Genomic DNA, 14,833 nt, shown 5'->3' with positions numbered 1-14,833 from the left:
AAGTCAAGCCCACCGGAGAAACTTATCTCCCCCTCCAACGATTTCCCCCGGATCCGGTGCGTCACGCCTGGACGGCTTGGTCGGAATTGTCTAACCTTTTTTGGATCATCCTTTTTCGCATGACCCACTCGATTCGCAATTTTCGTTTCAGGAGTTTTCATCCATGGCGGGACACAGCAAATGGGCCAACATCAAGATCCGCAAAGGCGCTCAAGACGTCAAGCGGGGCAAGGCCTTCACCAAACTGATCCGCGAGATCACCACCGCAGCCCGCATCGGCGGGGCTGAACCCTCCTTCAATCCCCGTCTGCGGGCGGCCATTCTGGCGGCGCGGGCGCAAAATCTGCCCAAAGACACCATGGACAAGGCCATCAAACGCGGCGCCGGCGCCGAGGAGGGGACCGACTTCAAGGAGGTACGCTTTGAAGGATATGGCGCCTCCGGGGTGGCGATCATCGTCGATACCTTGACCGACAACAACAACCGTACCGTGGCCGACGTGCGCCATATTTTCAACAAGTATGGCGGCAACATGGGGTCTTCGGGATGCGTCTCCTATCTGTTCGACAAAAAAGGACAGATCCTGTTCCAAGACGCGGATGAAGAGAAACTCATGGAAGCGGCCCTGGAGGCCGGCGCCGAAGACATGATCGCCAACAACGGCGAATGCGAAGTACTCACCGCTCCGGAAGACTTTGAAACCGTGCGGGATGCCCTGGCCGCCGCCGGATTCAGCAATCCGGTCTCCGCCGAAGTGACGCTGCGTCCCCAGAACACCATCACCCTGGATGAAAAGGGCGCCACCAGCCTGTTGAAACTCCTCGACATGCTCGAAGACAACGACGACGTGCAAAAAGTCTACGCCAACTTCGACATCCCGGACGACATCATGGAACGCCTGGGCAACGGCTGAACCATGACCCGCGTTCTGGGCATCGATCCCGGCACCACGGTCACCGGGTGGGGGGTGGTGGAGTCGAAAGGTTCGGGTTTTGGCCATGTGGCCCACGGCTGCATCCGCACCTCCCCCGACACGCCCCTGCCCCAACGGTTGGGACAGATCTTCACCGGGTTGACGGCGGCAATCCACGCACATCGTCCCGAAGTGGTCACGGTGGAGGAGATTTTCGTCTCGATGAACGTGCAAAGCGCCCTCAAACTGGGCCAGGCCCGAGGCTCGGCCATCGTGGCGGCCAACGCCCAGGGGCTTGAAGTCTTTGAATACACCGCCTTGCAGATCAAACAGGCGGTGGTGGGATACGGGCGGGCGGAAAAGAGTCAGGTGCAGGCCATGGTCAAGATGCTCCTGTCCCTGCCCGCCGCCCCCCCCCAGGATGCAGCCGACGCCCTGGCCGGAGCCTTATGCCATCTGCAATGCGCCTCCGGGCTCGCCGCCCGGCTGGCCAAGCGTGCAGTTTCATGATCGCCCATCTGCGGGGCATCCTGGCGGAAAAAGAACCCCATCAGGTGGTGGTGGATGTGGGAGGGGTGGGCTATCGGGTGTTCATTCCCCTGTCCACCTTCGAGCGACTCCCCGCCATCGGCGAGGCGGTGCGACTGCTCACCGTGACCCATGTACGGGAGGACGCCTTCTTATTGCAGGGTTTCGCCACCCCCGCCGAACGGGAGGTGTTCGTGGTGTTGAACTCCGTCACCGGCATCGGCGCCAAACTGGCCATGGCCGCCCTTTCCACCTTTACCCCCGAAGAACTGATCACCGCCGTGGTCCGGGAAGATGCCAATCTTTTGGCGCGCATCCCCGGGGTGGGCAAACGGATCGCCATGCGGCTGGTGGTGGAGCTGAAAGACCGACTCCCCGCCCTGCCCCCGGCCACACCCGACCCCCTGCCTCCTCCCGCGGACGACAGCAGCGCGCCAATCGCCACCCCGCTCCCCGCCGCCACCCCGGTCCAGAGCACCTCGGCCCTGCGTCAGGATCTGGTGGCAGCCCTGGTCAATCTGGGCTACCGCCCCCTGGACGCGGAACGGGTGTTGCGGGGTCTGACCGCCCCTGAACTGGCGGATCCGGCTGTGGCCCTGCGTGCCGCCTTGAAGATCCTGTCCCGATGATTCCCGAGAATATCCGCCTGATCGCCCCGGAGCCGACCAGCGAGGAGGACAAACGGGAACCCGCCGGATTGCGTCCCCCCCGTCTGGCGGAATTCGTCGGACAGGAGGGGCTGAAAAGCAATCTGGAGGTATTCATCCGCGCCGCCAGACAGCGTGGCGAGACTCTGGATCATCTGCTGCTGCACGGTCCGCCGGGACTGGGCAAGACCACCATGGCCCGCATCATCGCCGCCGAAATGGAAACCGGACTCAAGACCACCTCCGGCCCCATCGTGGAGCGGGCCGGGGATCTGGCCGCCCTGCTGACCAACCTGGACCGGGGGGATGTGCTGTTCGTGGACGAAATCCACCGTTTGAGTCCGGCCATAGAGGAGATTCTCTATCCGGCCATGGAGGATTTCCAACTGGACATCATGATCGGCGAAGGCCCTTCGGCCCGTTCCATCAAGATCGATCTGCCCCCCTTCACCCTGGTGGGGGCCACCACCCGCGCCGGGCTGCTGACCAATCCGTTGCGGGACCGATTCGGCATTCTGGCGCGGATGGAGTTCTACTCCCCGGACGAGCTGGCTCAAATATTGCAACGTTCCGCCAAATTATTGGCCATTCCCCTGCTCCCCTCCGGAGCCCGGGAGATCGCCACCCGGGCCAGAGGAACCCCCCGCATCGCCAACCGGCTGCTCAAACGGGTGCGGGACTTTGCCGAGGTGAGCGGAGCCATACGCATCGACGCGATGGTGGCGGATACGGCCCTGACCCAATTGGAGGTGGATCCCCACGGATTGGACGCCATGGACCGGCGTTTGCTGTTGACCATCATCGACAAGTTCGGCGGGGGTCCGGTGGGACTCGACACCCTGTCGGCGGCCCTGGGAGAGACCCGGGACGCCATCGAAGAGGTGATCGAACCCTTTTTGGTACAACAGGGTCTGCTGGACCGCACCCCCCGGGGACGACGCGCCACACCGACGGCCTTCCGCCATCTGGGACGCGCCACCCCTTCCGACTGGCAAAGGGTGTTGCCATGAACACGACCCTGAATACGACCCTGAATACCGGGGCCTTCCACTGGTCCGCCCGGGTCTATTATGAAAATACCGACGCCGGTGGCGTGGTCTATCATGCGGAATATCTTAAATTCATGGAACGGGCCCGCACCGAATGGCTGCGGGATCTGGGATTCGAGCAGCAGGCGCTGCTCCAGGAGCGCGGGTTGCTTTTCGCGGTGGCCAACATGGAAATTGACTTCCTGGCCTCTGCGCGACTGGACGACCTGCTCAATGTTTCGGTAATATTGGAACAGACCAAGCGTGTCAGCCTGACGCTCGCACAAACCATCACCCGAAGCAACCCGGCGGACGACGCAGCGCCGCTGATTCGGGCCAAAGTGCGCATTGCCATGTTGAGTCGTGATTTCAAGCCGGTTCGCATCCCTGCGGATATCCTGAACCGGCTGCAACCTCCTTTGGATGAACAACCGTGAATCAAGCACTGACTTCTCACAGCATTTGGGATCTGGTGGTCCAGGCCGGACCGGTGGTGAAACTGGTGATGTTGGCCCTGTTGGCCGCATCGGTGGTTTCCTGGGCCATCATCATCGACAAGTGGCGCCGTTTCCGTCGCGTCACCAAGGACGCCGCCGAGTTCGAGGAGCGTTTCTGGAGTGGCGGCAGCGTGGCCAAACTCTATCAGACCGCTGCCCAGGAGTGGCCGGAAAGCCCCATCGTCACGGTGTTCGTGACCGGCTTCCGGGAGTGGAAACGCTGGGAAAGCAATGGCACCCGGGTCAGCGAGGTGGGGGATCTGTTCACCAATGTGCGCCGGGCCATGACCGTCTCTTTGAACCGGGAAGTGGACAATCTGGGTCGGGGCTTGACCTTTCTGGCCACGGTGGGTTCCATCTGTCCGTTCATCGGCCTGTTCGGCACGGTGTGGGGCATCATGAACTCCTTTTTAGGTCTGGCCGGGGCCAAATCCACCACCTTGACCATGGTCGCCCCGGGCATCGCCGAAGCCTTGATCGCCACGGCCATGGGACTGGTGGCCGCCATCCCGGCGGTGATCGCCTACAACAAATACGCCGCCGATCTGCGCAGACAGCATCAGAAAATGGACAACTTCGGCTCTGAGTTCCTCAACATTCTGGAACGGCAATCCTCCCGTCGCGGGAGTCAACCCTGATGGCCATGGGATCCAGCATGAACAACCAGGGGTCTGACCGACTCCAGGCCATGAGCGACATCAACGTCACCCCCATGGTGGACATCATGTTGGTGCTGCTGGTGATCTTTATGGTGACCGCCCCGCTGTTGACCCAGGGGGTGGAGGTCAACCTCCCCGACTCCGAAGCCAGCGCCATGAGCACGGACAACGAGCCTCTGGTGATCAGCGTGACGGCCAATGGTTCGACCTATATCGAAGACCGGGCCGTCACCGTCACCGAAATGGTGGACAAGATCCGGGCGATTCGCCAGAACAATCCCAATTTTCCGGTCTACGTGCGCGGGGATCGCAATGCCGCGTATGGTTCGATCATGGCGGTGATGTCCCAGTTGCAGTTGGCCGGCGTGGACCGCGTCGGTCTGATCACCGAACCACCCCCTGGTTGACCGATGCCCTCTCGTACCACCCTGCTGCTTTCGGTTGCGCTCCATCTATTGATTGCGGCGCTGTTCTTCGTGGTGCCCTTCACGCAACCGCCACTGCCGCCGCAACCGGTGTTCGCCGTGGCCCTGGTGGAGATGCCACCCAAAAAAATGCCGAGCGCCCCCAAGGAGGCTCCCAAGGCTCACCCCCCCAAGGAGACCCCCCCCAAGCCGCCGGCCACGCCCAAGGAGGCTCCTCCGGCTCCGCCTCCACCCAAGGAGACTCCGCCGCTCCCGCCGCCGCCCAAAGAGACGCCACCGGTTCCGCCTCCGCCCAAGGAGACTCCGCCGCCTCCCAAGGAGACGCCGCCTCCGCCCAAGGAGCCGGAAAAACCCACACCCAAAAAGCCGGAACCGCCTCCCGTGGAGCCCCCCAAACCACCGGAAAAACCGGTGGAGAAACCCGTGGAGAAGAAACCACCGGAAAAACCGGCTGAAAAACCCGTGGAGAAGAAACCACCGGAAAAACCGGTCGAAAAACCCGTGGAGAAGAAGCCGCCGGAAAAACCGGCTGAAAAACCACCGGAAAAACCCGTGGAGAAGAAACCACCGGAAAAACCGGCTGAAAAACCACCGGAAAAACCCGCGGAGAAGAAGCCGCCGGAAAAACCGGTGGAAAAACCGACGGAGAAGTCTGAAAAGACCTCCGAAAAATCAACCGAGAAGAAACCGGTCGAAAAGCCGGCTGAAAAGCCGACGGAAAAGAAAGCCGAAGAGTGGGATCTGGCCAAGGAGATCGCCAAGCATCAGAAGGCATCGCCGACCAAGGGTGAAGCCAAGGCCGAGGAGAGCAAACCCTCCCCGGAACCGGCAGCCCATCCCGCTGCGACGCCTGCCGCGAGCGCGGATCCACCGGTTTCGTCCTTCGCCATCTCCCGTTGGCAACACGGGGTGACCAACAAGGTGCGGGACAACTGGCGCAAGCCCGGTGGATTGCGTGGCGAGGCGGCTTTGGAGGTGACGGTGGTGGTGCAGGTGGGACCGAATGGTGTCCTGCTCAATCCCCGGGTGACCCACTCCTCGGGCAATCCGCTGTATGACGAGTCGGTGATGCGCGCCATCACCAAGACGGAATCCGTGGACTCCCCGCCCGCGGGATGTCAGGAGTGTCGCGAACTGGAGATTCGTTTCCGACCGGAACTGTAATCCGCACCCACCAATCGGTCTTTCAAACACAAACGCCCTTTCCTTCGGAGTAGCCGGGGAAAGGGCGTTTTGTTTTTCGGATCAGGACAAGCCAAAAAAAAACCGCTCCCCACCATCTTACGGTGGAGCGCGGCAAGGGGAACCGAGGGGATTTCCGGACCGTGCTAGCGGTAGCGCCAGTGCCGGTCACGCCAATCCCGGTCATAATAACGGGGATAGCCGTAACGATACGGATGAGACGATCCCCGGTAGATGACCAACGGAGCCGGATAGTACACAGGTGGCGGGGACTCCACCACCACGTAGCTGGAAGCGGGCTGCGCCACCACCACGCTGGGGGCGGGAACCGGACTGGCCTCCACCCGATCCACCAGACGCCATTGTCCGGACCGATCCCGACAGCTCAGGCCGGAGAGGGTTTCCCGTTTGGCATCGATGGTGGCCTGGATTTCCACCTCCCGACAGACACGGCCATGGATGGTTCGGGCCGGTCGGGGCACCACCACATAGGAGACATGGGTCTCCGGATGGACCCAGGTGGTGGTCTGATACGAAGGAGCATATTCCAAGGCCTGATGGACCACCACATGCCCTTGCCGATCCCGATCATTGGCAATGGCGGCACCCAGCAACCCCCCGGCAAATGCCCCGATCAAGGAGTTTTCGACCCGATTCTTGGATGGCCCCGACAAACTGCCCACCAAAGCCCCCCCCAATGCCCCCACGGCCGCCCCCTGTCCTCCATCGGCCATGGCTCCGGTGGGCGCTGCCAGCAACCCGGCCAAGGCCAAAGGTAACACCAACCCGCGTTTCATAAGAGTCACTCCTTTCCGGACAAGCCATCAAAATCAATTGACAAATTCGTCCCTTTCCATACTAAATAATACTGTAGCATAAGCCATGCAAAAGGGTCAAGAACGTGACCTGGAGTCCAAAGATGAAATTCATCGATCCCCGCATCGATTTTGCCTTCAAGAAAATATTTGGCAGCGAAGATGCCAAGGATATTCTCATCAGTTTTCTGGAGAGCCTGCTCGGACTCGAAGGCGACCGACGCATCGCCGAATTGACCATCCTGGACCCCTTCCTGGCCCCCCGAATCCGGGATCTCAAATCCTCGGTGCTGGATGTGCGCTGCAAGGACCACCGTGGCATCTCCTATATCGTCGAAATGCAAATCGAAAAGGTGGCGGCCTTTCTGAAACGAATCCAGTACAACAGCGCCAAGGCCTATGCCCAACAAATCGCCCGGGGGGTGGACTATCCCAGGCTCAAGCAGGTGATCGCCATCACCATCACCGATTTTGTCCTGTTTGAAGGTTTTGATCACTGCGTATCGGTTCACGAATCCCGGGAGCGGGTCACCGGTAACCCCTATCTTCTGGATATCATCCACTATTTTGTGGAACTCCCCAAGTTCTCCAAGGATCTGGACAGTTGCGTATCCGTTTTTGACCAGTGGATCTATTTCCTCAAACACGCGGACCGGATCGAGGAAATTCCGGCCAAAATGGGCAGCGCCCCCATCCGGCACGCCTTTGAAAAAGCCAAAATAGCCAACATGACCCCCGACGAACTGGAACTGTACGACAAGGCGGAAATCGCCGTGGCGGATGCCCGGGGACGGGTGGCATTGGCCCGGGAAGAGGGTCAGTCGAAAGGTCGGCTGGAAGGTCGGCTAGAAGGTCTCCAGGAGGGACTGCTGGAAGGCGAACGGATCGGAAAAGCCCAGATCCTGATCCAGTTGCTGCAAAAACGCTTCGGACCCCTGCCGGACGCCGTGCGCGAACGGATCGCCTCTGCGGAGCGGGAGGAGTTGGAACGTTGGAGTGAACGGGTCTTTGACGCCGGGACGGTCCACTCCGTGTTCGACTCCAACTAAAAGAATGATAAAAATCAATCCCGGTTGCCGCTTGGCGTTGTCGGCTTGCGGTTTTCACGCGCCCATTGGGCTGTTTGATGGGCCCCCCCTTTTTTAAAGAAACAAGCCCTGCCATGAACTGGAAACGATGGACGATCATCACCCTGCTGGTCACCACGGTGAGTGCCGGGGGATGGTATTATTGGCGTCAGTACGGATCAAACGAACAAAACCATCTGATCACCGCCAAGGTAATTCTGGGGGAGATCGAGGAGACCACCACAGCGCTGGGCACCTTGCAGCCTTTGAATTTCGTGGATGTGGGGGCTCAGGTTTCGGGACAGTTGAAAAAGATTCATGTGGACCTGGGCGCCACGGTCAAGGAAGGGGAACTGCTGGCCGAAATCGATCCCACGCTGCTGGCCGCCCGCGTGGAGTCGAACCGGGCGCAGATCGAATCCCTGGAGGCCCAGCGCATCGAAAAAAAAGCCCAACACGCCCTGGCCAAAATCCAATTTGAACGCCAGAAAACCATGCTGGCCGCCAACGCCACCAGTCAGGAGTCCTATCAATCCGCCGAGTCCGCCCTAAAAAGCGCCAACGCGCAAATCGTCCAGATCACGGCCCAGATCCGGCAGGTGGAGTCCTCCCTGCGGGCCGATGAGGCGAGTCTGGGCTATGCCCGCATCCTGGCGCCGATGAATGGCACCGTGGTCACCCTGCCGGCCCGTCAGGGTCAAACCCTGATTGCCAGTCAGCAGGCGCCGATTCTGTTGCGCATCGCCGATCTGACCACCATGACCGTCCTGACCCAGGTCTCCGAGGCGGACATCTCCCGCCTGAAACTGGGCATGGAAGCCTGGTTCACCACCCTGGGCCATCCGGAAAAACGCCATTATGGCCGCCTGCGCCAGATTCTGCCCACTCCGGACGTGGTCAACAATGTGGTCTTGTACAACGCCCTGTTCGACGTGGCCAATCCGGATGGAGAACTGGGCATTCAGATGTCGGCCCAGGTGTCGTTTGTCCACGCCTCGGCCCGTGACGCGCTGATGGTCCCCATCACCGCCTTGAACACCAGTACGAGCAAAAGAAAGAATGGCGACAAGGGCGACAAGGGCGACAAGGGCGAACGTCGTGAATCCGGAGAACGGAACAAGGGCAAACCCCAAACCACGGTGCGGCTCATGGTGGATGGCAAACCCGAAAACCGGGTGGTGGAGGTGGGGGTAAAAAACCGTCTGCAAGCCCAGATTCTCTCCGGTCTGCAAGAGGGGGATGAAGTGGTGATCGCCACCGCCGAAAAATCCACGGTCTCCACCACCTCCCCCCTGGGTCTGGGTGGCTCCCCCAAGGGAGGCGGCAAACCCAAACCATGACCAACCCACCCAACGACCTGCCCCAACCGATCATCACGCTGGATCAGGTCTACAAAAGCTATACCTCCGACGCGTTGACGGTGGATGTGCTGCACGGGGTCTCCCTGAACATCTGGCCGGGTGAATTTCTGGCCATCATGGGATCCTCCGGCTCGGGCAAATCGACCCTGATGAACCTGATCGGCTGCCTGGATCGTCCCAGCCGTGGGCGTCTGCTCCTGGAAGGCCAGGACATCTCCGGTCTGGATCGGGACGCCCTGGCGGCCTTGCGTCGTAATGTGTTCGGATTCATCTTTCAGCAGTACAACCTGCTGCCCACCGCCACCGGCGCGGAAAACGTGGAAATGCCGGCCATGTACGCCGGATTGAACAAACACGACCGCTCCCGCCGCGCCCAAGAACTGTTGACCACTCTGGGACTGGGAGAACGGCTGACCCATCGCCCCAGTCAGCTCTCCGGGGGACAGCAACAACGGGTGGCCATTGCCCGTGCCCTGATCAACGGCGGTCGGGTAATTCTGGCGGACGAACCCACCGGCGCCCTGGACAGCAAAGGAGGACGGGACATTCTCGCCCTGTTGCACCGGCTCAACAACGAAGGGCATACCATCATCCTCATCACCCACGATCCCGCCGTGGCCCGGGAGGCCAAACGGCTGGTCACCATCGCCGATGGTCTCATCGTCTCGGATACCGGCTACACCCCGCCAGCGGGAACCATCACCTCCGCCGCCTCGGAAAAAACGAAAAACAAGACCGGTCATGTCATGGATCTGGGGGAAACGATCAAGATCGCCCTCCATTCCCTCCAGGCCAATCTGTTTCGCACCGTGTTGACCCTGCTGGGAATCATCATCGGGGTAGGCTCGGTGGTGGCCATGCTGGCCCTGGGGGACGGAGCCAAACAGGATGTGCTTGGCCGCATCCAGGCCATGGGCACCAATCTGCTCATGGTCCGCGCCGGAGCCCCCAACATGCGAGGCGCCGGCTCCCAGGTGGCCACCCTGGTACCGGAGGACGCCGAAGAGATCGCCCGACTGCCCAATGTCCGCAACGCGGTACCGGAAATGAATGGCGCCGTCACCTTGCGTACCGGCGGCAACGACTCCCAGACCCCGACCACCGCCACCACCGCCGAATTCCCCGTGGCCCGGGATTGGGCGGTGGAACGGGGCATTTTCTTTTCCGACGACGATGTCAAGAGTTACGCCCCTGTGGCGGTGCTTGGCAAAACCGTGGTGGAAAACATCTTCGGCCCGGACGAAGATCCCCTGGGACACCAACTTCTGGTCAACAACGTTCCGTTTCAGGTGATTGGGGTCATGACCGCCAAGGGGGCCACCCCCTTTGGCACCGACATGGATGACGTGATCCTCGTGCCCCTGTCCACCGGCGGATTGAGACTGTTCGGTCAACACCATCTGCGATCCATCAATGTGGAAGTCGAGGATGTCCGCAACATCGACGCCACCCAAGAGGCCATCACCACCCTGCTCACGGCCCGTCACCGGACGGTGGATTTCCAGGTGCGCAACATGGCCTCGATCCTGGAAACTGCCACCGAAACCCACAACACCATGACCCTGCTGCTGGGTTCCATCGCGGCCATCTCCCTGCTGGTGGGGGGCATCGGCGTGATGAACATCATGCTGGTGAGCGTCACGGAACGCACCCGGGAAATCGGCATCCGCCTAGCCGTCGGCGCCCGAGGCCGAGACATCATGACTCAGTTTCTCGTCGAGGCTTTGGTGGTCTGTCTGCTCGGCGGGGTACTCGGCGTGGCCGGTGGTCTGCTGACCGCCCTCATCGCCATCAAATTCGGCGTCTCGGCGCTGTTTTCTCCGGCCCCGGTGGCCATGGCCTTTGGATTCGCCGTGGCCACGGGACTGCTCTTTGGATTCATGCCAGCCCGCAAGGCCGCAAGCCTGGACCCGGTCGTGGCCCTGGCCGACAAGTGATGCCCATGCCCTCTCTTCCGTCCCTGTTCCGTCTTTGTGGCACGATTCCGACCCTGCTCGGCGTGCTGACCGTTTCCGGATGCCTTTCCGTCTCCCCGGAACCGTTCCCGACCCCCCGGGCTACCCTGCCCGACCACTGGACCCATACCCCCCCCGCCGACCCCAACGGCTCCGAAACGGCGCAACGCTCCATCGATCCTTGGTGGCGGACTCTGGGCAGTCCGACCCTCGACACCCTGGAATCCGACCTGCTCGCCCATCATCCCGACATCGCCAGCGCCGCAGCCCGGCTGGCCCAGGCGGAAACCCGGGCGCGCATCGCCGAAAGTCCTCTGTTCCCGTCTCTTTCCCTGGACACCAGCGAGCAGATCTCCCAGCGGGGCAACAGCGGCACCACCCGGGCCGCATCGTTCAGCGGACCCATCGTGCAGGCCACCCAGGCCTCGTTGAGCGCCAGCTACGAACTCGACTACCGGGGTCGCAACCGGGCTCTGGCCCACAAGGCCGAACGGGAAGCCGAAGCCGGTCGGCTGGAACGGACCTCGGTCCACTGGAGCCTGACCGCCGATCTGGCCAGCAGTTACATCAAATTGTTGACTTTGAAAACCAGACGCGCCCTGGCGCACCAATCCCGGGAGACCGCCGGGAGAATCCTGGAACTGGTGGCCAGTCAAGTCGCTCTGGGCTACGCCTCTCCCCTCGACGAGGCCAGACAGAAAAATACCGTCGCCTCCATCGACGCCCAACTGGCGGCCATGGAGCTGCAATACCATCAAACCCTGGATGCCCTGGCGCTGCTTTCCGGCAAACCCCTGGCAGAGGTGAGCCGCCTCGAAGGCTCCCTGGAACAGTTGCGACTGCCGGTGATCCAGCCTGGTCTGCCCTCGACCCTGCTGGCCCGCCGCCCGGATATACGACGGGCCGAAGCCACCCTGCAAGCGGCCCATGCGGATCTTCAAGCCGCCCGCGCCGCCCTGTTTCCCTCGATCCAGTTGACCGGAGAACGGGGCTATTCCAGCGCCGGACTCTCCACCCTGCTGTCTCCCGGCAGCGCCTTTTGGAACCTGAGCGCCTCCCTGGTGGCCACTCTGTTCGATCATGGCAAAACCCAAGGAGCCATCGAACTGGCGGAAGCCGAACAACAAGCCGCCGTGGCCGCCTATCAAAAGGCCGTGCTTTCCGCCCTCAAAGATGTGGAAGACAATCTGGGAGCCATCCACTGGCTGGCCGAACAGGAAAAGGCCCAACAGCGGGCCGAAAGCGCGGCGCAAGAGTCTCTGCGGCTGGCGGAAGCACGCCATCAGGCCGGAGCGGTGGATTTTCTCACGGTGCTGGAAGCGCAAAGGAGTCTGCTGCAAACCCAAGACGAACGGCCCCAAACCCGTCAGGCGCGCCTGAACGCCGCCATCGGGCTATTCAAGGCCCTGGGCGGAGAGCTTCCCGATACCGCCGCAAATCAAACGGAATCCCTCACCCCGCAGACGGCCCCTCCGCAGGCTCCCACCCGGTGAGACCATCTTGCCGGAGCCATCACCCGGAAACTTTCAGCAGGATTTCCGCCGCCTCGGCAATCGTCCGGAAGCGTTCGCCATCCCCACCCCGGTCCGGATGGTGGAGCAACGACAGCTCCCGATAGCGCCGCCGGATTGTCTCCCGGTCCGCCCCCGGTTCCACCCCCAGAACCGCCCGGGCGGAATCCCGTCGCTCCCAGCAACCCAACCGCTGCCAAAAACCCGCGATCCAGCCGGTCACCTCCTCCCGGGTGGTCTGTTCCAGGTGGGTGGTGTCCAGGTAATATCCCCGCATGGGATCGGCCTCATCCAACCCCGCCGGATCGTCCCGCCAGGGGAGCAGCACGATCTCCAGACAGTGAATCCGCACATCCCCCCGCCGCTCCCGCCGCAATTGTCCCTGCAACAGATACAACTGATGAAACAAGAAAAAATGGGTGCGAAACAGGGATAACGCATCGGACAGATCGCTGCGGTCAAACGGGGCCACCCCCTGGCGCTGCAACAGCTTCACCAGGGTATACTCCCGCAGGCCGGCGGGGTGGGCCAGCAGAATCTCGTGCAACAGTCGGGTCATGGGAATCATCACTTCAGGTTCGCCTGTCGGGGCGCCATTCGCAAGGAATCTTGACAAACCCGCCCCAGTCGAACCAATATTTGCCGGTTTATGCCGATGGAAACAACTGTGCCAGCAACCCCGGATTCTGTCGGGATCGTTATGGAGAAATGTTCATGAAAATCAACCTGTTCGTCTTGGACGACATGAATCCGTCCCAGATTGGCGCCCTGCTGACCCGTTCGGAAAACGATATCGAAAGACTCCTGCCGGTAGTCGCGCCCATCATCGAGCGCGTCAAAAACGAAGGAGATGCGGCGCTGATCGATTTCAACGCCCGCTTCGACAAGGTGGAGATGCAAGCCTCCCAGCTCAAGGCCAGCGAAGAGGAGTTCGAGCAGGCACGCCGCAACCTTCCGAACGATGTCAAGGAGGTGATCAAACGCTCCGCCGACAACATCCGCTCCTTCCACGAAGCGCAAATGCCGGAATCCATGTGGTTCAAGGAGATCCAACCCGGCATCATGGCCGGGGAAAAGATCACCCCCATCCCCTCGGTGGGACTCTACGTGCCCAGGGGCAAAGGGGCCTTCCCGTCGGTGATGCTGATGCTGGGACTGCCGGCGAAAATCGCCGGCGTGGAACACATCATGGTCTGCACCCCCCCCGCCCCCGGCGGCGGCGCCGATGACGCCACCCTGTACGCCGCCGAACTATGCGGCATCCGCGAAGTCTACAAAACCGGCGGAGCCCAAGCCATCGCCGCCATGGCCTATGGCACCGAAACCGTACCCAAGGTACTCAAAACCAGCGGTCCGGGCAGCGGATACGTCTCCGCGGCCAAACGGCTGCTCTACAGCAAAATCGATGTGGGCGCCCCGGCGGGTCCCAGCGAATCCATCATCTTGTGCGACCAGCACGCCGATCCCTTCGTCGCCGCCCTGGATCTGCTCATCGAAGCCGAACACGGTCCCGACTCCACCGCCATGCTGGTCACCCACGACCGCACACTGGCGGAACGGGTCCGGGAGATCCTCCCCGGTCTGATCGCCGACCTGCCCCCACAACGCCAGGAGTTCTGCACCACTGTGCTGACCAACTACGGCGGCGTGGTCCTCACCTCCAGCCTCGAAGCCTCTATCGCCTTCACCAACGACTTCGCCCCGGAACACCTGGAGGTGATGACCGAAGATCCGCTGTTCGTGGCCAATCGCATCCTGAACGCCGGCGAAATCCTGCTGGGCGCCCATACCCCGATCACCGTCGGCAACTTCTGTCTGGGTGTCAACGCCATCCTGCCCACCGGCGGATTCGCCAAAACCTTCTCCTGCGTCACGGTGTTCGACTTCCTGAAACGCTCCTCCATGGGCTGGTTGAGCCGTCAGGGCTACCACGACATCAAGGATACCGCCCTGCGCTTCGCCCAGTACGAAGGCTTCTCCGCCCACGCCAACGCCATCCTCAAACGGCCCAACTAAACCGTTTTGAATCGATTGCCGCCGGGCATCCTCTTGTCTACCGAGGGGATGCCCGGAAACTCCCCCGCATCCGCCGCCCCACCCCTTCCATCAGCAACGCCGCCAACGCCCCGGCCACAGCCCCGCCCCCAAGCCGCCCCATCTCCCTCAGCAGCCCGACTCGCTCCCCCCCCCCCGCCCCACCCCCCGCCCCCCCCCCCCCCCCCCCCCACACCCCCCCCCCCAGCCC

Annotated in this window: 16 protein-coding genes; 13 read left to right on the top strand and 3 right to left on the bottom strand. The window is 61.9% G+C overall.

The window, feature by feature from the left end:
- Positions 1 to 163 precede the first annotated feature (163 nt).
- The 8 genes from HQL98_15375 to HQL98_15340 are packed head-to-tail and all read left to right on the top strand — an operon-like array spanning position 164 to position 5,861.
- On the top strand, positions 164 to 913 hold the full coding sequence (locus tag HQL98_15375) for a YebC/PmpR family DNA-binding transcriptional regulator (GenBank protein ID MBF0273429.1): 750 nt from the start codon (positions 164 to 166) through the stop codon (positions 911 to 913).
- Positions 914 to 916: 3 nt separating this feature from the next.
- Complete coding sequence (gene ruvC / locus HQL98_15370; GenBank protein MBF0273428.1) at positions 917 to 1,423, top strand: crossover junction endodeoxyribonuclease RuvC; 507 nt, start codon at positions 917 to 919, stop codon at positions 1,421 to 1,423.
- Positions 1,420 to 2,070 carry a Holliday junction branch migration protein RuvA gene (gene ruvA / locus HQL98_15365; GenBank protein MBF0273427.1) on the top strand — a complete coding sequence of 217 codons (651 nt, stop codon included), beginning with the start codon at positions 1,420 to 1,422 and terminating at the stop codon, positions 2,068 to 2,070. Before ruvC ends, ruvA begins: the two co-directional genes overlap by 4 nt.
- Complete coding sequence (gene ruvB / locus HQL98_15360; GenBank protein ID MBF0273426.1) at positions 2,067 to 3,098, top strand: Holliday junction branch migration DNA helicase RuvB; 1,032 nt, start codon at positions 2,067 to 2,069, stop codon at positions 3,096 to 3,098. The genes ruvA and ruvB overlap by 4 nt, the downstream gene beginning before the upstream one ends.
- Positions 3,095 to 3,553 carry a tol-pal system-associated acyl-CoA thioesterase gene (gene ybgC / locus HQL98_15355; protein ID MBF0273425.1) on the top strand — a complete coding sequence of 153 codons (459 nt, stop codon included), beginning with the start codon at positions 3,095 to 3,097 and terminating at the stop codon, positions 3,551 to 3,553. Before ruvB ends, ybgC begins: the two co-directional genes overlap by 4 nt.
- A gap of 8 nt (positions 3,554 to 3,561) precedes the next feature.
- Positions 3,562 to 4,251, top strand: a complete 690-nt coding sequence (tolQ, locus tag HQL98_15350) for a protein TolQ (GenBank protein ID MBF0273424.1) — start codon at positions 3,562 to 3,564, stop codon at positions 4,249 to 4,251.
- Positions 4,251 to 4,679, top strand: coding sequence for a protein TolR (gene tolR, locus HQL98_15345; protein MBF0273423.1), 429 nt, complete (start codon positions 4,251 to 4,253; stop codon positions 4,677 to 4,679). The genes tolQ and tolR overlap by 1 nt, the downstream gene beginning before the upstream one ends.
- A gap of 3 nt (positions 4,680 to 4,682) precedes the next feature.
- Positions 4,683 to 5,861: a cell envelope integrity protein TolA gene (locus tag HQL98_15340; GenBank protein MBF0273422.1), complete on the top strand. Its 1,179-nt coding sequence runs from the start codon at positions 4,683 to 4,685 to the stop codon at positions 5,859 to 5,861.
- 164 nt (positions 5,862 to 6,025) lie between these two features.
- Here the strand turns inward: HQL98_15340 and HQL98_15335 are convergent, their stop codons facing one another.
- Positions 6,026 to 6,676 (bottom strand): glycine zipper 2TM domain-containing protein, encoded by a 651-nt coding sequence (locus HQL98_15335; GenBank protein ID MBF0273421.1) that lies wholly within the window; start codon positions 6,674 to 6,676, stop codon positions 6,026 to 6,028.
- Between the two features lie 122 nt (positions 6,677 to 6,798).
- On the opposite strand from HQL98_15335, the gene HQL98_15330 reads away from it, so the two are divergent.
- The 4 genes from HQL98_15330 to HQL98_15315 all read left to right on the top strand — a co-directional run bounded on the left by HQL98_15330 (position 6,799) and on the right by HQL98_15315 (position 12,570).
- Entirely contained in the window at positions 6,799 to 7,743 is a 945-nt protein-coding gene (locus HQL98_15330) for an Rpn family recombination-promoting nuclease/putative transposase (protein MBF0273420.1), read from the top strand.
- A 77-nt stretch (positions 7,744 to 7,820) separates the two neighbouring features.
- The gene (locus HQL98_15325) at positions 7,821 to 9,101 is read left to right on the top strand and encodes an efflux RND transporter periplasmic adaptor subunit (protein MBF0273419.1); all 1,281 of its coding nucleotides are present in this window, start codon (positions 7,821 to 7,823) and stop codon (positions 9,099 to 9,101) included.
- Positions 9,098 to 11,059: a MacB family efflux pump subunit gene (gene macB, locus HQL98_15320; GenBank protein MBF0273418.1), complete on the top strand. Its 1,962-nt coding sequence runs from the start codon at positions 9,098 to 9,100 to the stop codon at positions 11,057 to 11,059. The genes HQL98_15325 and macB overlap by 4 nt, the downstream gene beginning before the upstream one ends.
- 5 nt (positions 11,060 to 11,064) lie before the next feature.
- Entirely contained in the window at positions 11,065 to 12,570 is a 1,506-nt protein-coding gene (locus HQL98_15315) for an efflux transporter outer membrane subunit (protein ID MBF0273417.1), read from the top strand.
- Positions 12,571 to 12,589: 19 nt separating this feature from the next.
- Here HQL98_15315 and HQL98_15310 read toward each other — a convergent pair whose 3' ends face one another.
- Complete coding sequence (locus HQL98_15310; GenBank protein MBF0273416.1) at positions 12,590 to 13,159, bottom strand: DnaJ domain-containing protein; 570 nt, start codon at positions 13,157 to 13,159, stop codon at positions 12,590 to 12,592.
- 173 nt (positions 13,160 to 13,332) lie between these two features.
- Between HQL98_15310 and hisD the strand changes: the two genes are divergently transcribed.
- The gene (gene hisD / locus HQL98_15305; GenBank protein MBF0273415.1) at positions 13,333 to 14,604 is read left to right on the top strand and encodes a histidinol dehydrogenase; all 1,272 of its coding nucleotides are present in this window, start codon (positions 13,333 to 13,335) and stop codon (positions 14,602 to 14,604) included.
- 37 nt (positions 14,605 to 14,641) lie between these two features.
- Here hisD and HQL98_15300 read toward each other — a convergent pair.
- A partial coding sequence (locus HQL98_15300) for a hypothetical protein (protein MBF0273414.1) occupies positions 14,642 to 14,833 on the bottom strand: 192 nt, incomplete at its 5' end.

Source organism: Magnetococcales bacterium (assembly GCA_015231755.1).
Taxonomy (GTDB): domain Bacteria; phylum Pseudomonadota; class Magnetococcia; order Magnetococcales; family Magnetaquicoccaceae; genus Magnetaquiglobus.
This window is presented reverse-complemented; position numbering and strand designations above follow the sequence as displayed.